Below are 26181 nucleotides of genomic sequence, written 5' to 3'. Positions count from 1 at the left end.
TCGCCACGACCCAGGACACGCCCGCCCTAGCTCGGCTGGTCGCCCGGGCGGCCCGGGTCGATGCCGGGCGGCGGCGGGGTGGTGCCCGGGGCGGCCTGGGTGGTCGGCCGGGCCGGCTGGTTGGCCAGCACGTCCGCCCGGCCCGCCTGGTAGGCGCTGCCGCGCAGTTTGGCGCTCTCCTGCTCGGCGTGGTCCAGCCAGCGCTCCCAGCGCTGGCGCATCGGCAGGATCAGGCCGCCGCCGACACCCACCACCAGCACACCGGCGATCGTGGCGAGCACCGCGATCAGCACCGGTCCGGTGATCGCGGTGGCGATCCCGGCCTGGCCGAGCGCCGCGATCACGCCCAGCGCGACGATGAACGCCCAGGCGATCGTGGCGACCGTCCGGCCGTACGAGGCGCCGGCGAGCGCGTTGCGCACGATGTCGCGGACGCCGTTGGCGATGGCCATCGCGACCACCACGATCGCGACCGCCACGATGCCCCGGGGCAGCCAGGCGACGATGCTGTGGATCATCACGCTGATCGGGTTCGGGCCGAAGACGCCGAACGCCAGCTGCAGCACCATCAGCAGGATCGCGTAGTAGACGATCTTGCAGATGATGCCGGTCATGTCGTAGTTCGACCCGCTCAGGTGGCGGGCCATCCCGGCCCGCTCGGCGACCCGCTCCGAGCCGACCTTGCGCAGCACGCGGTCCAGGACCTTGGCGATCGCCTTCGCCACGATCCAGCCGATGACCAGGATCGCCAGGAAGGCGATGAACTGCGGGACGAATTTCGCGATCTTGGACCAGGCGTCGGTGAAACCCGATCCGAAGTCCACGGAGAGTGCGAGCTGCTGAGCCACGGAGTCCTCCACTCGGTGACACGGCGCCACGAGCGGCGCGTGCGGCCCCCCACCCTTCGTGGATAGCAGCACCCCGCCCGGCCCGCGCGCGCCTGGTCCCCGGGCTGCTCCCCCCGGGTGAAACGGGCCCGTAGACGCCCCGCGTAAAGTGATGTTCAAGGGCACGGGACGGGGGCGGGACGGGACAGGACGGTGCGGGTGTGAGCAGCGACACGGTGGACGGCGGCACGACGACCGGCAGCACGGCCGGCAGCACCGCCGGGCACCCGGCACTGCGCTGGCGGGTGCGGCCCGAGGCGCCGCGCGCCGCCGTCCTGGTGCTGCACGGCGGCGAGGAGCACAACCTCGCCCGGCCCGGCCCGGTCAACCTGCCGCTGCTGCGGATGCACGGCTTCCTGCGCTCCCTCGCCAAGGACACCGCCGGCGCCGACGTGGCCGTCGGCACCGTCCGCTACCGCCACCGGGGCTGGAACGGGCAGCGCGCCGACGCCGCGCTGGACGCCCTCGCCGCCCTCGACGAGCTGGCCCGGGAACTGGGCGAGGTGCCGACCGTCCTGATCGGGCACTCGATGGGCGGGCGCGCGGCCCTGCGGGCCGGCGGCCACCCGGCCGTCACCGGCCTGGTCGCCCTCGCCCCCTGGTGCCCGGCCGAGGACCCGTGCGAGCAACTGGCCGGACGGGACGTGCTGCTGCTGCACGGCGACCGCGACAAGGTCACCCCGCCCGCCGAGACCCGGGCCTTCGCCGCCCGCAGCCGGGCCGCCGGCGCCCGCGTCTGCGGCTACACCGTCACCGGCAGCGGCCACGCCATGCTCCAGCGCATCCCCGACTGGCACCGGGCCACCACCCGCCTGGCCACCGCCCTGCTCGGCCTGCGCCCGCTCCCCGCCGAGACCGTCTCCGCCCTCGCCCTTCCGCCCGCCTCCCCCGAGGCCCTCACCCTCACCCTGCCCCGTCAGCCGCGCGGCTGACCCCGCACGGGCCGGCGGCCGCGCGGTGGCGCAGCGGCGCGGGCGTCAGCGGGCCAGCCGGCCGAGGAGCGCGGAGGCCGCGGTGATGCCGAGCACGGTGGCCACGGTCAGGACGGCGAAGTCGAGCGGCAGGTGGGCGCGGGTGCCGATCAGCAGGCCGCGCAGGGCGTCGACCTGGTAGCTGAGCGGGTTGGCCCGGCTGACCACCTGGAGCCAGCCCGGCATCAGGTCCACCGGGTAGAGGGCGTTGGAGCCGAAGAAGAGCGGCATGGTGATCGCCTGGCCGATGCCCATCAGGCGGTCACGGGTGAGCACGATGCCGGCGATGGTCATCGAGAGGCAGGAGAAGAACGCCGAGCCGAGCAGCACGGCGACCACGACCCCGAGCAGCCGCAGCGGGTTCCAGGTCATCGCGACTCCGAGCAGGGCGGCGATCACCACCACGACGACGGCCTGGATCACCGCCTTCACCCCGGCGGCGAAGGCCTTGCCGGTCACCAGCGCCGCGCGCGGGGTGGGGGTGACCAGCAGCTTGGTGAGCACCCCGGAGTCCCGCTCCCAGATGATCATGATGCCGTAGAAGATCGCGATGAACATGGCGGACTGGGCGATGATCCCGGGGGCCAGGAAGTCCAGATAGGGGATGCCGCCGGTGGGGATGGCCTTGAGCCGGGTGAAGGTCTCCCCGAAGATCAGCAGCCACAGCGCGGGCTGCACGGCCCGGGTGTAGAGCTCGGTGCGGTCGTGGCGCAGCTTCTGCAGCTCGACGGTGCACATCGCCAGCGTCCGGGCGGGCACCAGCCGCCAGCCGGTGCGGGCACGCGGGGGGACCAGCAGCAGTCCGAGGTCGGGCCGGGCGGCGGTCGCGGTCGCGGCGGCAGTGGCGGCGGGGCCCGGGGGCTCAGCCGACGCGGGAGGCGGTGCGGCGGGTACGGCGGACATCGCTGAACTCTCCTTCCGGGGCCTCGCCGGGGGCCAGCTCGCGGCCCGCGAAGTGGCGGAACACGTCGTCCAGACTGGGGTCGGCGAGCTGCGGATCCTGCGCGCGGACCACGGTCTTCAGCTCCTCGGTGGTGCCGAGCGCGCGGATCCGGCCGCGGTCCATCAGGGCGATCCGGTCGCAGTAGCGGTCGGCCTCGTCCATGTAGTGGGTGGTGACCAGCACCGTCATCCCGGTGGCCTGGCGGACCGCCTCGACGCACTCCCAGACGCCGGTGCGGGCGATCGGGTCCAGGCCGATGGTGGGCTCGTCCATCACCAGCAGGCGCGGGGCGCTGACCAGGGCCTGGGCGAGCTCCAGCCGGCGGACCATGCCGCCGGAGTAGGTGCCGGCCATCCGGTCGGCCGCCTCGGCGAGGCCGACGGCGGCCAGCGCCTGGGCGACCCGCTCGCGGCGCTCGCCGTGCGGCACGTCGAAGACGCGGGCGAACAGCGCGACGTTCTCCCGACCGGTCAGCCCGCCGTCCGCGGAGAGCTGCTGCGGCACGTAGCCGAGCAGCCGACGGACCTCCATCCGCTGCCGGGCGGGGTCGTGGCCGAAGACCCGCACCATGCCGGCGCGGACCGGCAGCAGGGTGGTGATCGCCCGGATCGTGGTGGTCTTGCCCGCGCCGTTGGGGCCGAGCAGGCCGAACACCTCGCCGGTGCGCACGGTCAGGTCGACACCGTCGACGGCCTTGGTGCTGCTGCCCTTCCCGCGCCCGTGGTGGAAGGTGTACTCCAGGCCGCGGCAGACCACCGCCTCGTCACCGCCGTTCTCCGGGAACGTCATCGCTCCTCCTCCCCCGGCTCGCCCGGTCGGGTGCGCAGGCCCGTCGCCACCTCGCGCAGCGCGGGCACCGCGGCGGCCAGGGCCGCCCGGGAGTCGGCAGGCAGCCCGGCCACCACCTCCCCCACCAGCGCGGCGCGCCGGGCCCGCCAGACCGCGAGGCGTTCGACGGCCTCGTCGGTGGCGTACAGCAGGGCCGCCCGGCGGTCGGCCGGGTCCACCTCGCGGCGCAGCAGCCGCAACGCGACCAGCTGGTTGACCAGGGTGGAGACCGAGTTTCCGGCGAGGCACAGCTCCTCGGCCGCGTCGGACACCCGCAGCCCGGGGGTGTCCATCACCAGGCGGAGCAGTTCGATCTGGGCCCCGCGCAGCCTCGGCTCGGTGAGTCCCTGCCGCAGCCGGCGGCGGACCAGGCGCTGGATGCCGACCAGCAGGGCGGAGAGTTCGTCGGCCACGTCGGGATCGGGGGTCGTCGGAAGGTCGACGGCCGGTGCGGGGGTGAGCGTTTCCGGTGTCGCACTCATACCTCCGATTTTAGCTCTCAGTGAGAGGTATTCGTCCAGAGGGCGGACGGGGTGGACCGGAGGGCTGCCGGGCGGGGCGCGGCTGTGCCAGGATCCCGGGTGACCGTGTACGGACACCCACCCACCCTCACCGCTGGGAACCCTCATGAGAAGACTCGCGCTCCGCGTGCTGTCCGCGGCAACGGCGCTGTCCGCGCTGCTCGTTGTGCCGGCGGCCACTGCCGCTACCGCCGCCCCGGACATCGCCACCGAAAGCGCCACCACCGCCGCCCCGGTGCCGCTCAGCGGCGCGCAGTTGGCGGCCTCCTGGGCGGGGCCGCTCAGCACCCGGGGGCGGTACGTCGTCGACGCGTCGGGCGACCGGTTCAAGCTGAAGTCCGGCAACTGGTCCGGCGCGCAGGGCACGTGGCAGGGCAGCGGCTCGACCACCGATCCGGCGAACAACCAGGCCGGCCAGGTCTCGTACAACCTGCCGCTCGGCCTCGACCGGGCGCCGCTGTCCGAGATCACGGCGGGCTTCCACAGCCTCGGGCTCAACAGCGTCCGACTGCCGTTCGCGGACGCGATGATCCGGGACACCGCCGCCGTCCCGGACGCCGCCGTCGCCGCCAACCCCGGGCTGCGCGGCAGCACCCCGCTGCAGGTGTACGACGCGGTGGTGGCGGCGCTCACCGCCGACGGGTTCGCGGTGATCCTCAACAACCACACCACCGGGTACCGGTTCTGCTGCGGCCTGGACGGCAACGAGCGGTGGAACAGCGGCCAGTCCACCGAGACGTGGGAGCAGGACTGGCTGTTCATGGTGGACCGGTACCGGACCAACAAGCGCGTGGTCGGCGCCGACCTGCGCAACGAGGTCCGCCGCGACACCTGGGACGACCCCAACTGGGGCCTGGGCGACGGCCACGACGCGTACGCCGCCTTCGAGGAGGCGGGCAACCGGATCCTCCAGGCCGACCCCGACCTGCTGATCATCATGGAGGGCATCAACTGGCAGGGCGTCCCGCTGGCGGGCCTGCCGCACGGCCGTCCGATGCTCAAGCCGGTGGCCACGCTCTCCCACACCCTGATCGACTCGGGCAAACTGGTCTACTCGGCGCACTTCTACGGGTACACCGGCTCGGCCAACACCGGTGCGGGCAGCGGTCCGGGCGCCACCGGCGATCCCCGCTACCAGGACTTGACGCCCAGTCAACTCGCTGCCGTGGTCGACGAGGAGGCGCTCTTCGTCACCCGCGCCGGGCAGCACTTCACCGCCCCGGTCTGGATCAGCGAGTTCGGCGCGGGCGGGCGGGGCCCGACCGACGCCAAGGAGCAGGCCTGGTTCGACCGCTTCACCGCGATCCTGGCCGAACACGACACCGACTTCGCCGTCTGGCCGCTGGTCGGGTGGCACAACGACGGTGTACCGCAGGACAGTTGGGCGCTCCTCCACTACGACCGGGCCGGCCGGCGGCTGAGCGTCGAGGACCCGGGCGACTGGCGCGCCGCGGACTGGAACCGGCTGGTCGCCGCCCCCGGGTACACCGGCCCGGTGCCGGCCGCCGCCCGCTGGAACCTGCTCGACCTCGACCACGCCGACCAGAACGCCTCCCGGCGGATGCTGGCCCTGCCCGACTGGAGCAGCGGCAACCGCAAGGGGAACTGCCCGGACGGCCAGCGCCTGATCGGCCTCGGCCGCGGTGACGGCCGCGGCCTGTGCACCGACGCCGGGCAGCCCGCCACCGGGCCGGACGCCTGGACGACCGTCACGGACGAGCGCTACGTCACCGGCGGCGACTGGGCGCCCGGCTACAACAAACTCCAGTGCCCGGACGGCCGGTTCGCGGTCGGCTACAGCGTCCGCGCCGATGCGATGGCCGCCCTGCTCTGCGCGCCGGCCGCGGCCGCGCCGCCCGCCGCGGCCGACCGGGTGCTCTGGTTCGACCACGGCGACAACCGGCCCCCGGCCGCCACCGGCGCCGACTCGGCGGCCAGCGACTGGGCGCCCGGGGCCTACAAGGGACAGTGCGCCTCGAACGAGTACGTCGCGGGGGTCGCCTTCACCTGGCGCTGGCTGCACGCCGGCGTCCCGGACGCGCTGCTCTGCCGCCCACTGGCCTGACACCGCCGCTGTCGGGGCCCGGCCGACGGGCCGGGCCCCGACGGAAACGGTTCAGCTCAGCGCGGCCTGGGACTCCACGACCACGCCGTACAGGTCGCCGATCGTCGCCAGGGCGCTGCGGTGCAGCTGGGCGGCGGTCACCCGGGTGCCCGCCGAGGCGAGCGGGCGGGTCGCGCAGGCGTCGGCGACGACCGTCGGCCGGTTGCCGCGCAGGAAGGCGCCCGCGGTGGTGAAGGCCACGCACATGTGGGTCATGAAGCCGGCGACCACCACGTCCTGGTGGCCAGCCTCGTCGAGCAGGGCGCCCAGGCCGGTGCCGGCGAAGGCGTCCGGGGCCTGCTTGACGACCACGACCTCGCCCTCGACCGGCGCCACGGCGGGGTGGATCTGCCCGATCTCGGCACGGACGTCGTACGGGGTGCCCGCGCCGCCGTCGTTGATCACGTGGATGACCGTGGCGCCCGCCGCGCGCGCCCGGGCGAGCAGGGCAGCGGCCGCGTCGAGCGCCTCCCGCCAGCCCTCCAGCTCCATCACGCCGCGCACGTAGGTGTTCTGGTAGTCGATCAGGATCAGCGTGGACGCGGCGAGCGTGGCGGGCGTCTCGTCGAAGCCGTTCAGGGCGCGCAGGGTCGTCGTGGGCATGAGGGGACCACCTTCGGTTCGGTACACGGGTAAGGGCGGGCGGCGGCCGCGACGGCCGCGGCGGCCCGGCCCCTGGAACGCTACGACCGGCCACCGGATGTCGGCAATGCCGTCTAACCTGCAGATTCCGACATCGAGAGAGCACGAAGAGAGCGCAGGTGGGGCCGTGGGCGCCGTACAACGACTGATCGTCATCGTCCTGTTCGAGGGCGTCGACCTGCTCGACGTCACCGGACCGCCCGAGGTGTTCTCCCTCGTCCGGCGGGAGACCGACGACGCGACCGGCTACCGCGTCGTCCTCGCCGCCGCGACCACGGACCCGGTCACCACCGCCGCCGGCGTGCGGATCCTGCCCGACCTCACCTTCGACGAGGCCGCCGCGAGCGCCATCGACACCCTGCTGGTGCCCGGCGCCGTCGAGGTGGACGGCCCGCGCCTGGTCCACCCGCGCACCGACCCGGCCGTGGTCGACCGGGTGCGCACCCTCGCCGGGCGCTCGCGCCGCATCGCCTCGGTCTGCGTCGGCGCGCACCTGCTCGCCGCCGCCGGCCTCCTCGACGGCAAGCGCGCCACCACCCACTGGTCGACCGCCGCGCAACTGGCCGCCGAGTACCCGGAGATCGAGGTGGACGCCGACCCGATCTTCATCCGCGAGGGCGACATCTGGACCGGCGCGGGCATCAGCGCCTGCCTCGACCTCTCCCTCGCCCTGGTCGCCGAGGACTTCGGCGAGGAGCTCGCGCTGAGGGTCGCCCGCCAGCTCGTGATGTACCTCAAACGCCCCAGCGGCCAGAGCCAGTTCAGCGTCCCGCTGGAACCCGTCTCCACCACCCGGCGGGTCGAGGAGCTGCGCCACCACGTCCTGCGCAACCTCACCGACCGGCTCACCGTCCCCGACCTCGCCGCCCACGCCCACGTCAGCGAAAGGCAGTTGACCCGGATCTTCAAGACCGAACTGGGCACCACACCCAGCGCCTACATCGAGTCGGCCCGGGTCGAACTCGCCCGCCACCAGCTCGAATCCACCGATGCCACGCTCGAACGCGTCGCCGCCGACTGCGGGTTCGGCACCACCGACACCCTGGTCCGGGCCTTCCGCCGCCGGCTCGACACCACCCCGACCGAGTACCGCCACCGCTTCCGCACCACCAGTCCCGCGCCCCCGGTCAGAGCGGCAGCCGGACGGTGAACACGGTGCGCCCCGGCCGGCTCGCCGCGTCCACCGTGCCGCCGTGCGCCCGGACCACCGCCCGCACGATCGACAGGCCGAGCCCCGTCGACCCGGTCGAACGCGAGCGCGCGCGGTCCCCCCGGACGAACCGCTCGAACATCCGGCCCGCCAGCTCCGGCGCGATCCCCGGGCCGTCGTCGGCGACGGCCAGCCGCACCTCCGCCCCGGCCGGCTCCAGACTCAGCTCGACCTCGGTGCCGGGCGGGGTGTGGGTCCGGGCGTTGGCCAGCAGGTTGACCACCACCTGGCTGAGCCGGTCCGCGTCCCCGCGCACCAGCACCGGCTCCTCGGGCAGCGCCAGGCGCCAGCGGTGCCCGGGCCCGGCAGCCCGGGCGTCGGCCACCGCGTTCAGCGCGATCCGGGTCAGGTCGACCTCCGCGTCGGCCAGCGGCCGGCCCGCGTCCAGCCGGGCGAGCAGCAGCAGGTCCTCGACGATCGCGCCCATCCGCACCGCCTCCGCGTCGATCCGCTCCAGCGAGTGCCGGACCGGCCCGGGCACCGCGCCCGGGTGGCGCAGCGCGAGTTCGGCGTGGCCTCGGACCGCCGCCACGGGGGTACGCAGCTCGTGGCTGGCGTCGGCCGCGAACGCCCGCAACCGCTCCTCCACCGCGTGCCGGCGGGCCAGCGCGTCGCCCACGTGCCCGAGCATCCGGTTGAGCGCCGCGCCGACCCGGCCGACCTCCGTCCGCGGATCGTCGTCCGGGACGCGTTCGGCCAGCGTGACGGCGCCGCTGGCGAGCGGCAGCGCGGCGACCCGCTCGGCCGTGCCCACCACCCGCCGCAGCGGACGCAGCGACCAGCCGACCCAGACCGCCCCGGCCGCCCCCGCCCCGGCGACGGCGATCGCGAAGACGGTCAGCTCCAGGGTCGCCAGCCGGTCCACGGTGTCCTCGGCCGGGCGCAGCGGCAGTCCGCTGACCAGCACGTCGCCGTCCCGGCCGGCCACCGCGCGCACCCGGTAGTGGCCCTGCGCGCGGCCCAGGTCGACGGTGCGGGCCGGCCCGCCGACCGGCAGGGCGGCGAGGGCCCGCTGCTCGGCCGGCGAGAACACCAGCCGGTCGTCGGCGCTGGGGCCGTTGGCGTCGTCGGCGTCCCCGTCGACCACGCCCGCCGCGGTGACCCGGCCGTCCAGCAGCCGGGCGCCCAGGGTGCCGGGGGTCTGCGCCCGGGTGTCGGTGCCGCCGCCCTGGCCGGCGTGCTCCAGGCTGGCGGCGTAGCGCCCGCCGGCGTCGGCGAGCTGCTGGTCCAGGCGGTCCACCAGGAAGTGGCGCAGCGCCGCCGTGGTGGCGAGGCCGACCGCGGCGCAGGTCACCACCAGCAGCACCAGCAGGCCGGCGATCAGCCGGGCCCGCAGCGTCCGCGGCACCAGCCGGGCGGCTCGGCGGCGCGCCCTGGCGGCGCCCGTGACCAGGCCGTCCGTCGTGGGCCGGCCGGTCACGGGGCCGCCTTGATCAGGTACCCGGCGCCGCGCACCGTGTGGATCATCGGCGTCCGGCCCGCGTCCAGCTTCTTGCGCAGATAGCTGATGTACAGCTCGACGACGTGCGCCTGCCCGCCGAAGTCGTACGACCAGACGGCGTCCAGGATCTGCGCCTTGCTGAGCACCTGCCGCGGGTGGTGCATCAGGTGGGCGAGCAGCGCGTACTCGGTCGGGCTGAGGTCGACCACCTCGCCGGCCCGGGTGACCTCACGGGCCCGCTCGTCGAGGACGAGGTCGCCGAGCACCAGGGCGTGTGCGGGCGGCTGCCCCGCGACCCCCGGCGGGGCGGCCCGGCGCAGCAGCCCGCGCAGCCGGACCACCACCTCGGCCAGGCTGAACGGCTTGGTCACGTAGTCGTCGCCGCCCGCCGCGATGCCCGCGATCCGGTCCTCGACGGCGTCCCGGGCGGTGAGGAAGAGCACCCGCACCTCGGGCCGCTCGGCGTGGATGCGGCGCAGCACCTCCATGCCGTCGAGGTCGGGCAGCATCATGTCGAGCACCACGGCGTCCGGGCGCCAGTGCGCCGCCGCCCGGACGGCGGCCAGACCGGTGGTCTCGCCCCGTGCCTGCCAGCCCTCGTAGCGGACCGCGCCGCAGACCACCTCCACCAGGTCCGGTTCGTCGTCGACGACCAGGACCCGCCAGTCCTGCCGGTCGGCGCCCCGCTCGGCGGTGTCGTCCATGGTGCTCCCTGGGTGCAGGCGGTCGGCCGCCTTCATCCTGGCCCACCGCGATGAGAAAGCCCTGAGACCGGCAGTCGCCCGCAGAACCCGCTCCACCCGCCCTGACCTGCGGCGACACCGCCGGGGGCGACGGGGGCGGCGGCACCGGTTCAGAGCCGGCTCAGAGGTTCCGGTGGGATCGTGGTGCGCCCCGGCGGTGCTCGCCCGCCGGGCCCGAAGGAGGATCCCCGATGGCCACCGCCGCCCCGCCGAGACCCGCCGCCCGCACCCGCCGGGCGGCCCCGCGCCGCCCGGCCGCCGCCCGGCCGGACGCGGTGCTGGGCCTGATCGCCGCCGGGGCGCTCGGCGTCCTCGCGCTGTGGTGGTCCGACACCCCTGCGGTCGCCGGCGCGGCCGGCTGGCTGACCGGGGCGGGCCGGATCACCGGTCTGCTCGCCGGGTACGCGGCGCCGGTGCTGCTCCTGCTGATGGCCCGGCTGCCGCCGGTGGAGCGCGGGGTCGGCGCCGACCGGCTGGCCCGCTGGCACGCGTTCGGCGGGCGCTGGCTGGTCGCCGTGGTGACGGTGCACGTGCTGTCGGTCGTCTGGGGGTACGCGCTGACGGACGGGCGCGGCCTGTTCGGCGAGGGCGTGGAGATCGTCCTCCACTACCCCGAGATGCTCAAGGCCGCGCTGGGCACCCTGCTGATGCTGGGCACCGGCGCCGTCTCCGCCCGGGCCGCCCGGCGCCGCCTCCCGTACGAGGCCTGGTACTACCTGCACCTGGCCACCTACCTCGCGGTGGCGCTCGCCTTCGGCCACCAGCTGGCCACCGGCGCCGACCTCGGCGACGGCCCGGCCCGCGCCGCCTGGTACGCGCTCTACCTCGGCACCGCCGCCCTGCTGGGCTGGTACCGGCTGGCCCGGCCCTGGCTGCTCGACCGCCGGCACCGGCTGCGGGTGGCGGAGGTCCGGCGGGAGGGGCCGGGCGTGGTGTCGCTGTTCCTGACCGGTCGGCGGCTGGACGAACTCCGGTCCGAGCCGGGCCAGTTCTTCCGCCTCCAGTTCCAGGCGCCCGGCCTGCGGTGGGCCGCCAACCCGTACTCGCTGTCCGCGCCGCCGCGCCCGGACTTCCTGCGCTTCACCGTCAAGGACCTCGGCGGGCACAGCGCCGCGGTGGCCGCGCTGCGCCCGGGCACACCGGTGCGCGCCGAGGGCCCGTACGGGGCGTTCACCGGGCGGCTGCAACGGCGGCGCCGGGTGCTGCTGCTCGGGGCGGGGGTGGGGATCACCCCGCTGCGGGCGCTGTTCGAGACGCTGCCGGGCGAACTGACCCTGGTCCAGCGGGCCGGGCGCCCGGAGGACGTGCTGTTCCGGGCCGAGCTGGCGGAGGTGGCCCGGCGGCGGGGCGCCGCGGTGCACGAACTGGTCGGCCCGCGGGCGCGGATCGGCGACCTCGGCCGCGCGCTCGCCCGGCTCGTCCCCGACCTCGCCGAGCACGAGGTCTACCTGTGCGGGCCGGACGCGCTGGCCGAGGAGGCCGTCCGTTCGCTGCGGGCCGCCGGGGTGCGGGCGGGGCGCATCCACCGGGAGTCCTTCGACTTCTGAGCCCGCTCGCCGAGCCCGCCGGACCTGCCGAGACCCGTCACACCGCCACCTCCGCCACACCCCCGAGGAGCCCCGCCCATGCGCCGAGCCGTCGTCACCGGTGCCGCCACCGCGGCCGGAGTCGTCCTGCTGCTCTCCCTCAAACCGCACGGGGCCGCCGGGCCCGCGCCGGTGATCAGCTCCGGAGGCACGGGCTCGTCCGGTACCGCAGGCTCGTCAGGCGGCGCGGGTTCGTCCGGCGCCACGGGTTCGTCCGGTACCGCCGCCGGGGCCTCCGACGCCACCGCTGGGCCGTCGGGCTCTCCCAGCGCACCGGCCGCCGGTGCCGCGGCCGGCGCCGGCGGCACCCGGAAGGTCACCGGCGACGCCGTGAACACCCGCTACGGCCCCGTCCAGGTCGAGGTCACCCTCGCCGGCAGCCGGATCACCGCCGTCGACGTCGTCAAGTACCCCACCGAGGACCGCCGGGACCGCGAGATCAACAGCTCCGCGCTGCCCCTGCTCAACCAGGAGGCGATCGCCGCACAGAGCGCCGGGATCGACGTGGTCAGCGGCGCGACCTTCACCAGCGACGGCTACGTCCGCTCCCTGCAGAGCGCGCTCGACCGCGCCGGGCGGTGAGGCGCGGTGCTCCGCCACGCCGAACCCGTCATGGGCACCGTCTTCTCGATCGCCGTCCGCGATCCCGGCCCGGACACGCCCGCCGCGCTCCGCCGGATCGCCGACCGGCTGCACCGGATCGACGCGGTGTTCTCGCCCTACCGGCCGGACAGCGACATCAGCCGCCTCGACCGGGGCGAACTCGCCCTCGCCGACTGCGATCCGCAGGTCCGCGTCGTCCTGGCGGCCTGCCGCGAGGTCGCCGCGCAGACCGACGGCTTCTTCACCGAGCGGCCCGGCAGCCGGCTCGACCCGAGCGGCTGGGTCAAGGGGTGGGCGGTCGAGGAGGCGGCCGGGCTGCTGGCCGCCGCCGGGGCCCGGCAGTACTGCGTCAGCGGCGGCGGGGACGTGCAGACCGCCGGCGGCCCGTGGCGGATCGGGGTCGCCCACCCGCTGCGGCCGGGCGCGCTGGCCGCCGTGCTGGGCGGCGACGACCTCGCGGTGGCCACCTCCGGCATCGCCGAGCGCGGCGCGCACATCCTCGATCCGCACACCGGCCGGCCGGCGTCCGGCCTCGCCTCGCTGACCCTGGTCGGCGCCCCCGGCACCGGGATCGCCCGCACCGACGCCTGGGCCACCGCCGCCTTCGCGATGGGCCCCGACCGCGCGCTCGCCTGGGCCGCCCGGCAGCCCGGCGTCGAGGCCCTCGCCGTCCTGCCCGACGGGACCAAGCGCTGGACACCCGGCCTGCCCCGGCACCTCCCGCCCACCGGCCCCGCCGACTGGCGGCCGGCCGCCCCGGCGGCCTGAGCAGGGCCGTTTGCGCGCCAACTGGCTTTCGAACGCTGATAGTTCACTCCATCAGGTGAAGAACTCGATCATGACTCATCCGCCCCGACCCGGGTGGCCGATAGTGGGGAGACCGATCGGACGCACACCATCCGGTCCCACCGGAACGCATGGACCCACGGACACGCGTGAACCCACGGAAAGAGGTAGCGACACATGCCCACCGAGGCCACCCGGCGGATCGACCTCGTCTTCTCCCTGTTCGACGCCAACCGCAACGGCGTCGTCGAGGTCGACGACTTCAACCTGATGACGGCCCGCGTGGTCGCGGCCGCCGCCGATTCGGACGAGGCCGCGAAGGCCGCGATCCGCGCCGCCTTCCGGCGCTACTGGACCACCCTGGTCAGCGAGTTGGACACCAACGGCGACGGCGTGATCAGCCGCGAGGAGTTCGGCGGCTTCGTCCTCTCGCCCGAGCGCTTCGGCCCCGCCGCCGGCGAGTTCGCCGACGCCCTGTCCGCGCTCGGCGACCCGGACGGCGACGGCCTGATCGAGCGCCCGCTGTTCGTGGCGCTGATGACCGCGATCGGCTTCGAGCACGCCAACATCCACGCCCTCTTCGACGCCTTCGGCCCCACCCCCGAGGACCGCATCACGGTGGCCGTCTGGGCCGCCGGGATCCGCGACTACTACGCCCCGGACAAGGCCGGCATCCCCGGCGACCTGCTGGTGGGCCAACCCGCCGCCTGATCTCCCCGGGGCGCGCCCGCCCCGGATCGGCTGAGCGACGGCGCCGCCGCCCCGCGCCTGCCCGGCGGCGCCGTCCCGCGCTCCACGCACCGGGCCCACGGCGCCCGCGCCACCACCCACGACCGGTCCGCCGTCCAGCCTGTCCGGCCGATCCTGCCGGACAGGACCTGGTCGCGGCTTCCCGAAGTCCGAACACCAGGAGGGACCATGGCCACCGCCGCCCGCCCCCGTGCCGGCGTCGACGAGGGCGTCGGACCGACCGCCCTGATGGTCGCCGCCGCCCGCGCGATCGAGACCCACCGCCCCGACGCCCTCGCCCGGGACGCCCACGCCGAGCACTTCGTGCGCGCCGCCCGGTCCTCCGCGCACTGGCCGGTCCACCCCCGGGATGTCCCGGACGGCGAGGCCGATCCGCTCTGGGGTCGGCTCGGCCGCTACTTCGCCCTGCGGACGAGGGCGTTGGACGACCAGCTGCTGTGGTCCGCCCACCTGGGCGTCCGCCAGGTGGTCCTGCTCGGCGCCGGCCTGGACACCCGGGCCTTCCGGCTCGACTGGCCCGCCGACCTCGCCGTCTTCGAGGTCGACCGGCCCGAGGTCCTCGCGTTCAAGCAGCGCGTCCTCGACCGGCTCGACGCCCGGCCGGCGGCGCGCCGCGTGCCGGTGGCCGCCGACCTGCGCGGCGACTGGGCCGACGCCCTCACCGCGGCCGGCTTCCAGCCCGCCGAGCCGACCGCCTGGCTCGCCGAGGGCCTGCTGCCCTATCTGCCCGCCGCCGCCGAACAGCGGCTCGCGGCCGCCGTCGACCGACTCGGCGCCGCCGGCAGCACCTTGGCGTACGAGGCCAGGCTCGGACCGGAGTCCGCGGCGGTCCGCGACAACCCCGTCTACACGACCGCCCGCGAGCGGCTCGGCGTCGACTTGCTCGCCCTGTTCGACGCCGGGCCGCGCCCCGACACCACCGCCGATCTCACCGCGCGCGGCTGGTCCACCACCGTCCACACCCCGTTCGACTTCACCCGCCACTACGGCCGCGGCCCCCGGCCCGAACCCCACGACGCCTTCGCCGCCGACCGCTGGGTCTTCGCCACCCGGTGACGCCCCCGCTCCGGGCCGCCCGGCCGGCTTGCGCGGTTCTGCGCACAGTCCGCCGCCCCACGGGCCCGGCGTGATCCAACGGACACGCCCTAGACTTCGGCCATGCTCAAAGCCGACCGTACCGCCCGGATCCTCGCCCACATCACCGAGGCGGGCAGCGCCGATGTGCACGAGCTGGCCGGCCTCCTCCAGGTGTCACCGGCCACCGTCCGCCGGGACCTCCAGGAACTGCACGAGCAGGGCCTGCTGCACCGCACCCGTGGCGGGGCGGTCACCGGTGCCGTCAACCTCGAACTGCCGCTGCGCCACAAGCACGGGACGCGGCAGGCCGAGAAGCGGCGGATAGCGCTGGCGGCCGACCGGCTGGTGCCGGACGGCGCCGTGGTGGGCCTGACGGGCGGCACGACGACGAGCGAGCTGGCCCGGGTGCTGGCCGAGCGCGGCGGGATCACCATCGTGACCAACGCGGTCAACATCGCGGCGGACCTCATCGTCCGGCCGGACGTCCGCCTGGTGGTGGTCGGCGGCCTGGCCCGGACCACGAGTTACGAGCTGGTGGGGCCGGCCGCCGACCGGATGCTCGCCCAGTACCACCTGGACCTCGCGTTCATCGGGGTGGACGGCCTGACGGCGCAGGAGGGCTGCACCACGCACGACGAGATGGAGGCCCAGACCGACCGCGCGTTCCTGCACGCCAGCGCGCGCTCGGTGGTCCTGGCGGACAGCACCAAGATCGGCCGGGTGACCTTCGCCAAGATCTGCCCGCTCGCCGAGGTGCACGACCTCGTCACCGACGACGAGGCCACCGCCGCGCAGGAGAAGGCGATCGCCGCCTGCGGGGTCCGGGTCGCACGCGTCTGACCTGTTCACACGGGGTGCCCGGCCGGGGAGAACCGGCCGGGCTCTCTGCCGCACCGTCAGTTGTCATGCAACGGTCCGATAACGACATCCGGGCGACACCTCGACCCCGCCGGTCCGCCTCGTGAATACTGCCCGACGCCACGCTCTTTCGAATCTGCTCAGAACCAGCGCTCTTCAAGCAACTAGGATCAAGCGGCGTACGAAGGCGGTAACTGCGGTGAACACACGTGTACGTGCCCTCTGGGCGGTCTGTGCCGTCGGCGCGCTCGCCCTCACGGCGTGCGGCGGCAGCAGTGGCGGGTCCTCCCCGAACGGCCCCGTGACGCTCAAACTCGTCGCCGCCGACTACGGCGAGAAGGAGTCCAACAGCTCCAAGGCCTACTGGAACGGCGTCGCCACCGCGTTCACCGCGGCCAACCCCGGCATCAAGGTCGACGTCCAGGTGATGAACTGGAACGACATCGACAAGCAGGTCAAGACGATGATCCAGAGCGGCAACGTCCCCGACGTCCTGCAGACCGGGGGCTACGCCGACAAGGTCGCCGACGACCTCCTCTACAAGGCCGAGGACGTCCTGTCCGCCGGCACCCGGGCCGACCTGATCCCGAGCTTCGCCGACGCCGGCCGGGTCGACGGCGTGCAGTACGGCATCCCGTTCGTCTCCTCCGCCCGCGCCCTCTTCTACAACAAGGCCGTCTTCCAGCAGGCCGGCATCACCCAGCCGCCCACCACCTGGGACGAGGTGCGCAAGGACGCCGAACTGATCAAGGCCAAGGCGCCCGGGGTCACCCCCTACGCACTGCCGCTCGGCCCGGAGGAGGCCCAGGGCGAGAGCATGATCTGGGAGCTCGGCAACGGCGGCGGCCCCACCGCCAAGGACGGCACGTACGCCATCGACAGCCAGGCCAACGTCGACACCTTCCGCTGGCTCAAGACCAACCTCGTCGACACCGGCCTGACCTACGCCAACCCGGCCACCACCGACCGCAAGACCGCCTTCGCCGACTTCGCCGCGGGCAAGGCCGCCATGGCCGACGGCCACCCCTCGCTGATCCAGATGTCCAAGGACGGCAAGGTCGACTACGGCGTCGCGCCCGTCCCCGGCAGGACGGGCCCGCTCGCCTCCACCCTCGGCGTCGCGGACTGGACGATGGCCTTCAAGAAGAACGGCCACCGCGACCAGATCAGGAAGTTCCTCGACTTCGCGTACTCCAAGGACAACACGCTCGCCTTCGACGAGACCTACAACCTGATGCCGGTCACCCAGGGCACCCTGCGCGAGATGACCGCCAGCGGCAAGCACAAGGACCTCGAACCGTTCTTCGCCCTCCTGCCGAACGCCGCCTTCTACCCGCTCGGCAACACCACCTGGGACGCGGTCTCGGCCGAGCTCAAGAAGAGCATCGGCACCGCCGTCGCCGGCGACCCGGCCAAGGTGCTCGGCGACCTGCAGAAGAAGGCCCGGGACGCCGTCGCGAACAAGTAGGGCACGCCCGCCCTGGCCCGCGCCCCGTCCGAAAGGCACCGCCGTGTCCCTCGACTCCCCCACCCCCCAGGCCTCCGGGCCCGGCCGGCCCACCCGGACGGGCTCCGGCCCCGGCCGGCTCGGACCGCTGCCGTGGATCGCCCCGGCCGTCCTGCTGATCCTGGCCGTCGTCCTGTGGCCCGTCTACGAGATGGTCCGCACCTCGTTCCTGCGCATCAGCACCAGCGGATTCGTCCGCGGCTCCGCCGGGCTGGACAAGTACCGCAAGCTCTTCGGCGAGGCCGACCTCGGCCGGGTGCTGCTCTCGACGGTGGTCTGGACGGTGGCCGTCGTCGGCCTGACGATGGCGCTCTCGCTCGGCCTGGCCCAGCTGTTCAACCAGCGCTTCCCCGGGCGCAGGTTCGCCCGCTGGGCCCTGATCGCCCCCTGGGCCGCGTCCGTCCTGATGACCGCCATCGGCTTCCGGTGGATGCTCGACCGGACGGCCGGCGTGCTCAACACCGCGCTGACCGACCTCGGCCTGGTCGACGGCCCCCGGGACTGGCTCGGCGACCCGTCGACCGCCTGGCCCTGGATGGTCCTCGTCGCCGTCTTCGTCTCGCTGCCGTTCACCACCTACACCCTGCTCGCCGGCCTGCAGACCGTCCCCGGCGAGCTGTACGAGGCGGCCCGGGTGGACGGCGCCTCCCCGTGGCAGGCCTACCGGAGGATCACCCTGCCGCTGCTGCGCCCGGCCTTCCTGGTCGGCCTCGTGATCAATCTGATCAACGTCTTCAACTCCTTCCCCGTCATCTGGGGCATGACCCAGGGCGGCCCCGGCAGCGCCACGGCCACCAGCACGGTGTTCATGTACCAGCTGAAGAACACCGACATCGGCGAGTCCGCGGCCATGTCGGTGGTCAACTTCGCCCTGGTGGTGCTGATGGTGCTCGTCTTCCTCAAGGTCGGCCGCTGGAACGGGGAGGAGCGTTGACGGCCCGCCCGCCCACGCGCCGGCCACGCCCGCCCGCGCGCCGGATCCGGCCGCAGACCGAGCCGCGGATCCGGGCTCGGATACGGCCGCGCACCCTGGTCATGGCGGCGGCCGCCTGGCTGCTGGCGGCGGTCTTCCTGCTCCCGTACCTGGAGATGGCCGTCACCGCGCTGCGCCCCGCCGACGAGCTGCGCGACGCGGGCTACCTGCCGCACCACCCCGCCTGGTCCAACTTCGTCGACGTCTGGCGCGAGTCGACGCTCGGCGCCAACCTCAAGGTCACCCTGCTGGTCGCCGGCGGCTCCACCGTGCTGGCGCTGCTGGTCGCGCTGCCCGCCGCGTACTGCACCGCGCGGTTCAGGTACCGGGGCCGCAAGCTCTTCCTGCTGCTCGTCCTGGTCACCCAGATGTTCCAGCCGACCTCGCTGCTGGTGGGCCTCTACCGCGAGTTCTACCAGCTGGACATGCTCAACTCGGTCTGGACGCTGATCCTCTGCAACGCCGCCTTCAACCTGGCCTTCGCCGTCTGGATCCTCACCGCCTACATCGGCTCGATCCCGGTCGAGTTGGAGGAGGCCGCGCTGCTCGACGGCCTCGGCCGGCTCGGGGCGCTGCGCCGGGTGGTGCTGCCGCTGGCCATGCCCGGCGTGGTCACCGCGGTGATCTTCACCTTCATCTCCGCCTGGAACGAGTTCGTGATGGGCCTGACCCTGTCGACGGCCCCGGAGAGCCAGCCGCTGACCGTCGGCATCAACGGCTTCATCGGCAACTACACCGTGGAGTGGAACTACCTGTTCGCCGGATCGGTGGTCGCGATCGTGCCGGTCGTGGTGCTGTTCGCCGTCATCGAGCGCCACGTGGTCTCCGGCCTGACCGCCGGATCGGTGAAGTAGCCCCGGCCGTCCGGGGTGTCGAGAACGGCGACTCTGCCATTGACATGGACCGGCCATAACTGTGAATGTTGCTTGTATTCCCCCATGTTCAAGCAGCTTCGCGCAGTAAGTGAACATCTCTTGCTCATCCGACGGGAGAACACACCGTGCGCTTGGTACGACCTCGCCTCCGCCGGGCCGCCCTCACCGTGGCCCTCACCAGCATCGCCGCCATCGCCGGGCCCGCCCTGCCGGCCCGCGCCGCCACCCCCGGCTCCGCCGTCCTCGACGGCAGCCACCAGAGCACCACCTGGCAGAGCCCCACGTACGCCAAGGGCACCCTCGGCGGCGCCGCCTCCTGCCCGTCCGCCGCCCAGGACCCGGACGGCACCGTCTGCGGCCGCTTCGACCTGACCGTCGACGCGCCCGCCGGCTACTGGGACGACAACCCCGAGGGCGGCGTCCCGCTCTCGATCCAGTGGCAGAACCCCACCGACGACTTCGACCTCTACATCTACGACGCCAACGGCAAGGAGGTCGCCGAGAGCGCGGGCACCGCCAACCCCGAGGCGACCGTCATCCCGAAGGCCTCGGGCACCTACCACGTCCTGGTCGTCCCCTACGACGTGCACGGCGGCTCCTTCACCGGCCGCGCCTACCTGCCGCAGACCGCCGACGCGGGAAACCTCACCTCCTTCTCCGGCGGCCAGGGCAGCTACGACATCGCCGCCGGCACCCTCAAGGCCAAGGTCGACTTCCTCGCCGACGACCAGCTGCGGCTGCGCGCCGCCCCGGACGGCGTGCTCACCGACCCGGCCGGCAGCACCATCATCCGCAAGCAGCCCGAACTCCAGCGCGGCACCTCGTCGTTCGACGCCGGCGACTACTACGGCATCCGCTCCAAGGACCAGGTGCTGCGGGTCTACAAGCACCCCCTGAGGTTCGGCCTGTACAAGGCCGACAACCGCACCGCCGTCTGGCAGGAGGACGCCCCGCTGCGCTGGTCCACCAGCGGGCTGCGGCAGAGCCTGGTCCGCGGCGCCGACGAGCAGTTCTTCGGCGGCGGCGAGCAGAACGGCTCCTTCTCCCACCGGGACAAGACCGTCCACGTCGCCAACAGCACCAACTGGAACGAGGGCGGCTACAACAACTCGCAGCCGTTCTACATCTCCACCGCCGGCTACGGCGTCTTCCGCAACACCTTCGCCCCGGGCAGCTACGACTTCGGCTCGCCCGTGCGCACCGGACAGCAGGAACGGCGCCTGGACGCCTACTACTTCACCGGTGACGTCAAGTCGGTGATCGGCAAGTACACCGCCCTGGTCGGCAAGCCCTTCATGCCGCCCGTCTACGGCCTGGAGCCCGGCGACTCCGACTGCTACCTGCACAACGCCAACCGCGGCGAACGCCACACCACCGACGCGCTCAAGGTCGCCGACGGCTACGTGCAGAACCAGATGCCGCTCGGCTGGATGCTCGTCAACGACGGCTACGGCTGCGGCTACGAGAACCTCGCCCAGACCGGCGAGGGCCTGCGCAAGAACCACGCCCAGCTCGGACTCTGGACCCAGAACGGCCTGCCCGACCAGGCCGCCGAGGTCAAGGCCGGCGCCCTGGTGCGCAAGCTCGACGTCGCCTGGGTCGGCAACGGCTACGACTTCGCGCTGAACGCCTGCGACCAGGCCAAGGCCGGCATCGAGGACGGCAGCGACGCCCGCGGCTTCGTCTGGCTGCCCGTCTCCTGGGCCGGCGCCCAGCGCTGCGGCGTCCTGTGGAGCGGCGACCAGAGCCTGTCCTGGGACTACATCCGCTGGCAGATCCCCACCTACGCCGGCGCCACCATGTCCGGCATCGCCTACAACACCGGCGACGTCGGCTCCATCTACCGGCGCGACCCGAAGATGTACACCCGCGACCTCCAGTGGAAGTCCTTCCTCCCGGCCATCATGACCATGGACGGCTGGGCCAAGGACATGGCCGGCAAGGAGCAGCGCGACCAGCAGCCCTGGCTGGACGGCGAGCCGTACACCTCGATCAACCGCAAGTACCTCCAGCTGAAGGAGCGGCTGCTGCCGTACATGTACACGCTGTCGGCGGAGGCCACCAGGACGGGCATCGGCGCGGTGCGCCCGCTCGCCCTGGAGTACCCGGACGACCCGGCGGCCCTCGGCCCGAACGCCAAGTACGAGTTCCTGGCCGGGCCGGACTTCCTCGTCGCACCGGTCTACTCCGACACCTCGGTGCGCGACGGCATCTACCTGCCCAAGGGCACCTGGACCGACTACTGGACCGGGCGCACCTACCAGGGCCCCACCACGATCAACGGCTACTCCGCGCCGCTGGACACCCTGCCGCTGTTCGTCAAGGGCGGCTCGATCGTGCCGATGTGGCCCGAGGGCACGCTGTCCTGGGAGAACCGGGACCGCACCCGGCTCGACTACGACCTCTACCCGCAGGGCGACTCCTCCTACACCCTGTACGAGGACGACGGCGTCACCCGCGGCTTCGCCGCCGGCGCCTCGGCCACCCAGCGGGTGGACGTCCGCGCCCACGGGCCGGTCACCGTCGTCAAGGTCGGTGCCAGCGTGGGGAGTTACACCGGCAAGCCGGCCGCGCGGGGGTACCGCTTCACCGTGCACGGCAAGCCCGCCCCGCGCCTGGTCGTCACGCAGGGCGGACCGCTGCCCCGGCTGGACTCGGCGGCGGCGCTCGACTCGGCCGCCTCGGGCTGGTACCACGACGCCGCGACCGGGGTCACGCAGGTCAAAACGCCTGCCGTCGCCACCGACCACGGCTTCTCCGTCGAACTGATCCACGGCGGCCGCTGACCGGCCGGACGCCGCAGGGCCCCCTCGCGAACCGCTGCGAGGGGGCCCTGCGGCGCTCCGGGGCCGCTGTGTCCGGGGCATTCCCCGGCCCGCCCCCGTCCCGTAGCGTGGCGGGGGTGAACGCGAACCCGTCCACCCCCGCCCGGTACGACGCCGTGATCGTCGGCGGCGGCCACAACGGGCTGGTGGCCGCCGCCTACCTCGCCCGGGCCGGACACCGGGTCCTGCTGCTCGAACGGCTGCCCCGGGTCGGCGGCGCCGCCGTCTCCACCCGGGCGTTCCCGGGCGTGGACGCCCGACTGTCGCGCTACTCCTACCTGGTCAGCCTGCTGCCGCACAAGATCGTCCAGGACCTGGGCCTGCGGCTCGACCTGCGGCGCCGCCGGATCGCCTCGTACACCCCCACCGTCCGGGACGGGAAGCCCACCGGCCTGCTGGTGGACGCCGCCGACCCCGGCCGGACCGGGGAGTCGTTCCGGGCCCTCACCGGAACCGACCGGGAGTGGGAGGCCTGGCAGCGCTTCTACGGCATGACCGGGCAGGTCGCCCGACGGGTCTTCCCGACCCTCACCGAGCCGCTGCCCGCACGCGCCGAACTGCGCCGGCGGATCGCCGACGACGCCGCCTGGACCACCCTGTTCGAACGGCCGCTGGGCGAGACGATCGAACGGACCTTCAGCGACGACCTGGTCCGCGGGATCGCCCTGACGGACGCGCTGATCGGCACCTTCACCCACGCCCACGACCCCTCGCTCCGGCAGAACCGCTGCTTCCTCTACCACGTGATCGGCAACGGGACGGGCGACTGGGACGTCCCGGTCGGCGGCATGGGAGCGGTGACGGACGCGCTGGCCGAGGCGGCCCTGGCCGCCGGTGCGGAGCTCCGCACCGGGTGCGAGGTCACCGCCGTCGCCACCGACGGCCACGGCGACGCCGAGGTGACGTACCGCCACCAAGGCGGCGAGGCCACCGCGGCGGGCCGCCGGGTGCTGGTCAACGCCGCCCCGGCCACCCTGGCCCGCCTCCTCGGCGAGGAACCCGGGCCCGCGCCCGAGGGCGCCCAGCTGAAGGTCAACCTGGTGCTGCGCCGGCTGCCGCGCCTCCGGGACACCGGCGCGGACCCCCGGGAGGCCTTCGCGGGCACCTTCCACATCGCCGAGGGCTACCGGCAGTTGGAGACCGCCTACGCCGAGGCGGCGGCCGGCCGGATGCCCTCCGCACCCCCGTCGGAGATCTACTGCCACACCCTCACCGACCCCAGCATCCTGGGCCCCGAAGCCGTCCGCCAGGGCCTCCAGACGCTGACCCTGTTCGGCCTGCACATGCCCGCCCGGCTGTTCACCGACCCGGCCGCCAAGGAACGCGCCCTGGCGGCCAGCCTGGCCCAACTGGACGAGGTGCTGGCCGAACCGATCGTCGACTGCCTCGCGCCGGACGCTACCGGCCGACCCTGCGTGGAAGCCAAGACCCCGCTCGACCTGGAACGGGAGATCGGCCTGCCCGGCGGCCACATCTTCCACCGGGACCTCTCCTTCCCGTTCGCGACCGGGCCGGTGGACGGCCCCGCCGCCCGCTGGGGCGTGGCGACGGCCCACCCGAACGTCCTGCTGTGCGGCGCGGGCGCCGTCCGCGGCGGCGGAGTCAGCGGCATCCCCGGCCACAACGCCGCCCGGGCCGCCCTCGAATCCCTGTCCGACTAGGACATATCGGCGCAGGTCAGCCCCGGTCTGCGTCGGCCTCGGCGATGGCCTCGGCGGTGGTCTTCAGGTCGTGCAGCCACCCGTCGAGGCCCTGACGCAGGATCGCGGTCGCGGTGGGGACGTCCGCGTCGACCTGGGGCCCGGTGTGGGTCTCCTCGGTGCTCACCCGGACGCCGCCCTTGACCCGGGTGAAGTTCCACACGTGGACGCCGTCGATGTGCAGCCCTTCGGCGTCGGCGGGGCCGGTCCAGCGGAGGCAGGACTCCCGCTTGAGCTGCTGGACGGTCGAGGTGATGTCCAGGCTGGTGGCGGTGGTCGCGGGGTTGGGCGGGAGCGGGGTCGTCCACCGGAACGCCGAACCCGGGCGCAGGCGGCCGTGGTCGAGGCGCTCCGCGCTCGCGACGGGGCCCTGCCAGGACGGCCAGCGCTCCACGTCGGTCTGCAGCTTCCAGATGGTGTGCAGCGGCGCGTGGATCACCGTCTCGGCCCGGTAGCGGACCTGGGCCTGGGGGTCGACGCCCTGGCCTCGGCAGGTCAGGGAGGTACCGGGGCGCGAGGCGGCGGCCCCGGCGGGCGCGGCCGCGGTGCCGAGGAGGCTGACGACGAGCGGGACGGCGAACAGGGCGGCGCGGATGCCGGTGCTGCGGGTGCCGGACATGGAATTCCCCTTGGTCGAGTGTCAGTTGGTGGGCGGGCGTTGCCTGTCGAGCTGCGAACGCGGCGGTGGCCCTGCGCTCGTGCGGTGGCCCCGCGCTCGATAGATGCTTGCGCGTTCGTTAGAAGTTATAACGCGGATCCGCGTGAGGGGTCAACAGCTTTCGTGACACCCTCTAACCAGAGGCTCGAACGGTGAGCGGCTGAGCGCCCCCAAACTCTCCTTATGGGACGGACCGTGTCGAACCGGGGACCCTACGTGACCTTCGCCCCCACCCCGGTCGGCGCGACACCGAGCCACCCGGCCATAAGTCCTGCTTGGCGAGGGGCCTATGAACCGTCGTTGGACGCGGCGGCGCGATCGGCTCGATGTTGGCCGCATGACGTCTCCCGCTGCGTCCGACGCGGCCGCCGTGAACCAGAGCAGCACCCCGCAAGAGATCGCCGTGGTGGGCGCAGGCGCCGCCGGCACCCTCACGGCGCTGCGCCTGCTCCACCACGCGGCCGCCGGGAGACCCGCACCGGCCCGGATCTGGCTCATCGACCCCGGGCCCGCGGGCCCGGGGCTGGCGTTCGGCACCGACGCGCCGCACCACCTGCTGAACGTCCGGGCCGGCCAGATGAGCGCCCACCGGGACGACCCCGGCCACTTCGTGCGTTGGCTCGGCGACCGCGGCGGCGAGCACGACTTCGTCCCCCGGCGCCTCTTCGGCCGCTACCTCGCCGAGAGCCTGGCGGCGGCGGCCGACCGCCCCGGCGCCCCCGACCTGGTCCGGGTGCCCGACCGCGTCGTCGCCCTCACCCACCGGCCGCAGACGACCACCCCGCCGCTGCGCCTGTGGCTGCACGACGGGCCGCCGCTCGACGTCGACGCGGCGGTGCTGGCCCTGGGCAACTTCGCACCCGGCAAGGCCTGGGCACCGCCGGCGCTGCGCGACTCCGGGCGGTTCCTGGCCGACCCCTGGGCTCCCGGCGCCCTGGCCGCCGTCCCCGAGGACCGCGACGTCCTGCTCGTCGGCACCGGCCTGACCATGGTCGACATGGCGCTCAGCCTCCAGCGCCCCGGACGCGTCGTCCACGCCCTGTCCCGGCACGGCCTGGTCCCCCGTCCGCACGCCGCCACCCCGCTCACCGCGCCGGTAGCCACGGCCACCCCGGTCGCCCCGCAGCTCGACGCCCGTGCGGGGCTGCCCGCGCTGCGCCGGGCGGTGCTGTGCCAGATCGCCCGCTGCCGCCGCGTCCACGGCGACTGGCGGGCCGGGGTCGACAGCCTCCGCCCCCTCACCAGCGCCCTGTGGCAGCAGCTCCCACCCGCCGACCAGGCCCGGCTGCTGGCCCGGGACCTCCGGCTCTGGGAGACCCACCGCCACCGGATCCCGCCGGTCAGCGCCAAGGCCCTGCGCGCCGCCGTCGACGCGGGTCTGGTCAGCATCGGCCGGGGCACCGTGGCCGACGCCAAGACCACCTCGGACGGCCCCGACGAGGTCGGCGAGGTCGGCGAGGTCGGCGAGGTCATCGACGTCCGGCTGGACGACGGCCGCGCGCTGCGGGTGGGGGCGGTGCTGAACTGCACCGGCTCCGAGGCCGAACTCACCCGGGTCGACGACCCGCTGATCACCGACCTGCTCACCACCGGCCTCGGCTCCCCCGCCCCCGGGGGGGGGGGGGGGGCCGCCGCCCCCGCCCGGGCGGGCCGCCCCCCCCGGGGCCCGGGGCGCGCCCCCCGGGGGGCGCGG

General features: G+C 74.3%; 23 protein-coding genes. 15 read left to right on the top strand and 8 right to left on the bottom strand.

The annotated features are described in order from the left end of the window. Positions 1 to 26 precede the first annotated feature (26 nt). Positions 27 to 848, bottom strand: a complete 822-nt coding sequence (locus tag ACFWPT_RS30085; protein ID WP_063350469.1) for a hypothetical protein — start codon at positions 846 to 848, stop codon at positions 27 to 29. Positions 849 to 1048: 200 nt separating this feature from the next. On the opposite strand from ACFWPT_RS30085, the gene ACFWPT_RS30080 reads away from it, so the two are divergent. Beyond that, positions 1049 to 1819: an alpha/beta hydrolase gene (locus tag ACFWPT_RS30080; protein ID WP_380485574.1), complete on the top strand. Its 771-nt coding sequence runs from the start codon at positions 1049 to 1051 to the stop codon at positions 1817 to 1819. Between the two features lie 45 nt (positions 1820 to 1864). On the opposite strand, the gene ACFWPT_RS30075 is transcribed toward ACFWPT_RS30080, so the two are convergent. Genes ACFWPT_RS30075 through ACFWPT_RS30065 form a run of 3 tightly spaced genes read right to left on the bottom strand, consistent with a single transcriptional unit; the run spans position 1865 to position 4111 of the window. Then, complete coding sequence (locus tag ACFWPT_RS30075; RefSeq protein ID WP_380375311.1) at positions 1865 to 2761, bottom strand: ABC transporter permease; 897 nt, start codon at positions 2759 to 2761, stop codon at positions 1865 to 1867. Beyond that, a complete protein-coding gene (locus ACFWPT_RS30070) occupies positions 2721 to 3590 on the bottom strand; it encodes an ATP-binding cassette domain-containing protein (RefSeq protein WP_363374483.1) in 870 nt (289 codons plus the stop codon). Before ACFWPT_RS30070 ends, ACFWPT_RS30075 begins: the two co-directional genes overlap by 41 nt. Beyond that, positions 3587 to 4111, bottom strand: coding sequence for a MarR family winged helix-turn-helix transcriptional regulator (locus tag ACFWPT_RS30065; protein ID WP_079136105.1), 525 nt, complete (start codon positions 4109 to 4111; stop codon positions 3587 to 3589). The genes ACFWPT_RS30070 and ACFWPT_RS30065 overlap by 4 nt, the downstream gene beginning before the upstream one ends. 145 nt (positions 4112 to 4256) lie before the next feature. Here ACFWPT_RS30065 and ACFWPT_RS30060 point away from each other — a divergent pair, with 145 nt between their 5' ends. Further along, positions 4257 to 6215: a glycoside hydrolase family 5 protein gene (locus ACFWPT_RS30060; RefSeq protein WP_380485571.1), complete on the top strand. Its 1959-nt coding sequence runs from the start codon at positions 4257 to 4259 to the stop codon at positions 6213 to 6215. Between the two features lie 51 nt (positions 6216 to 6266). Here the strand turns inward: ACFWPT_RS30060 and ACFWPT_RS30055 are convergent, their stop codons facing one another. Further along, the gene (locus ACFWPT_RS30055; RefSeq protein WP_380485569.1) at positions 6267 to 6857 is read right to left on the bottom strand and encodes an isochorismatase family protein; all 591 of its coding nucleotides are present in this window, start codon (positions 6855 to 6857) and stop codon (positions 6267 to 6269) included. Between the two features lie 166 nt (positions 6858 to 7023). On the opposite strand from ACFWPT_RS30055, the gene ACFWPT_RS30050 reads away from it, so the two are divergent. After that, positions 7024 to 8046, top strand: coding sequence for a GlxA family transcriptional regulator (locus ACFWPT_RS30050; RefSeq protein WP_380485567.1), 1023 nt, complete (start codon positions 7024 to 7026; stop codon positions 8044 to 8046). On the opposite strand, the gene ACFWPT_RS30045 is transcribed toward ACFWPT_RS30050, so the two are convergent. Both ACFWPT_RS30045 and ACFWPT_RS30040 read right to left on the bottom strand, forming a co-directional pair. Beyond that, positions 8024 to 9526, bottom strand: a complete 1503-nt coding sequence (locus ACFWPT_RS30045; RefSeq protein ID WP_380375304.1) for a sensor histidine kinase — start codon at positions 9524 to 9526, stop codon at positions 8024 to 8026. The genes ACFWPT_RS30050 and ACFWPT_RS30045 overlap by 23 nt on opposite strands. Further along, complete coding sequence (locus ACFWPT_RS30040; RefSeq protein WP_380375303.1) at positions 9523 to 10251, bottom strand: response regulator transcription factor; 729 nt, start codon at positions 10249 to 10251, stop codon at positions 9523 to 9525. The genes ACFWPT_RS30045 and ACFWPT_RS30040 overlap by 4 nt, the downstream gene beginning before the upstream one ends. A 230-nt stretch (positions 10252 to 10481) precedes the next feature. Here ACFWPT_RS30040 and ACFWPT_RS30035 point away from each other — a divergent pair, with 230 nt between their 5' ends. From ACFWPT_RS30035 to ACFWPT_RS29985, 11 genes are all read left to right on the top strand, one after another. Continuing rightward, positions 10482 to 11837 carry a ferric reductase-like transmembrane domain-containing protein gene (locus ACFWPT_RS30035; RefSeq protein WP_380485565.1) on the top strand — a complete coding sequence of 452 codons (1356 nt, stop codon included), beginning with the start codon at positions 10482 to 10484 and terminating at the stop codon, positions 11835 to 11837. Between the two features lie 78 nt (positions 11838 to 11915). Next, entirely contained in the window at positions 11916 to 12458 is a 543-nt protein-coding gene (locus ACFWPT_RS30030; RefSeq protein ID WP_380485563.1) for an FMN-binding protein, read from the top strand. A 30-nt stretch (positions 12459 to 12488) separates the two neighbouring features. Further along, entirely contained in the window at positions 12489 to 13247 is a 759-nt protein-coding gene (locus tag ACFWPT_RS30025) for an FAD:protein FMN transferase (RefSeq protein WP_380485618.1), read from the top strand. A gap of 195 nt (positions 13248 to 13442) precedes the next feature. Next, positions 13443 to 13976 (top strand): EF-hand domain-containing protein, encoded by a 534-nt coding sequence (locus tag ACFWPT_RS30020; RefSeq protein ID WP_380375298.1) that lies wholly within the window; start codon positions 13443 to 13445, stop codon positions 13974 to 13976. A 207-nt stretch (positions 13977 to 14183) separates the two neighbouring features. Continuing rightward, positions 14184 to 15071: an SAM-dependent methyltransferase gene (locus ACFWPT_RS30015; protein ID WP_380485560.1), complete on the top strand. Its 888-nt coding sequence runs from the start codon at positions 14184 to 14186 to the stop codon at positions 15069 to 15071. A gap of 102 nt (positions 15072 to 15173) precedes the next feature. Then, positions 15174 to 15932 (top strand): DeoR/GlpR family DNA-binding transcription regulator, encoded by a 759-nt coding sequence (locus ACFWPT_RS30010; protein WP_363374465.1) that lies wholly within the window; start codon positions 15174 to 15176, stop codon positions 15930 to 15932. Positions 15933 to 16149: 217 nt separating this feature from the next. Continuing rightward, entirely contained in the window at positions 16150 to 17418 is a 1269-nt protein-coding gene (locus ACFWPT_RS30005) for an extracellular solute-binding protein (RefSeq protein ID WP_380485558.1), read from the top strand. A 43-nt stretch (positions 17419 to 17461) separates the two neighbouring features. After that, positions 17462 to 18391: a carbohydrate ABC transporter permease gene (locus tag ACFWPT_RS30000; protein ID WP_380485555.1), complete on the top strand. Its 930-nt coding sequence runs from the start codon at positions 17462 to 17464 to the stop codon at positions 18389 to 18391. A gap of 44 nt (positions 18392 to 18435) precedes the next feature. Then, positions 18436 to 19284: a carbohydrate ABC transporter permease gene (locus ACFWPT_RS29995; RefSeq protein ID WP_380375353.1), complete on the top strand. Its 849-nt coding sequence runs from the start codon at positions 18436 to 18438 to the stop codon at positions 19282 to 19284. A 152-nt stretch (positions 19285 to 19436) separates the two neighbouring features. Next, entirely contained in the window at positions 19437 to 22091 is a 2655-nt protein-coding gene (locus tag ACFWPT_RS29990; RefSeq protein WP_380485553.1) for a TIM-barrel domain-containing protein, read from the top strand. 116 nt (positions 22092 to 22207) lie between these two features. Then, complete coding sequence (locus tag ACFWPT_RS29985; protein ID WP_380485551.1) at positions 22208 to 23791, top strand: phytoene desaturase family protein; 1584 nt, start codon at positions 22208 to 22210, stop codon at positions 23789 to 23791. Positions 23792 to 23807: 16 nt separating this feature from the next. Here ACFWPT_RS29985 and ACFWPT_RS29980 read toward each other — a convergent pair whose 3' ends face one another. Continuing rightward, on the bottom strand, positions 23808 to 24449 hold the full coding sequence (locus ACFWPT_RS29980; protein WP_380485549.1) for an SRPBCC family protein: 642 nt from the start codon (positions 24447 to 24449) through the stop codon (positions 23808 to 23810). 376 nt (positions 24450 to 24825) lie between these two features. Here ACFWPT_RS29980 and ACFWPT_RS29975 point away from each other — a divergent pair. Beyond that, positions 24826 to 26181, top strand: a 1356-nt coding sequence (locus ACFWPT_RS29975) for an FAD/NAD(P)-binding protein (RefSeq protein ID WP_380485546.1), incomplete at its 3' end; no start/stop codon positions are given.

The organism is Kitasatospora sp. NPDC058478 (assembly GCF_042720345.1).
Taxonomy (GTDB): Bacteria; Actinomycetota; Actinomycetes; order Streptomycetales; family Streptomycetaceae; genus Kitasatospora.
The sequence above is the reverse complement of the archived record's forward strand: the minus strand, read 5'-3'. Positions and strand labels throughout refer to the sequence as shown.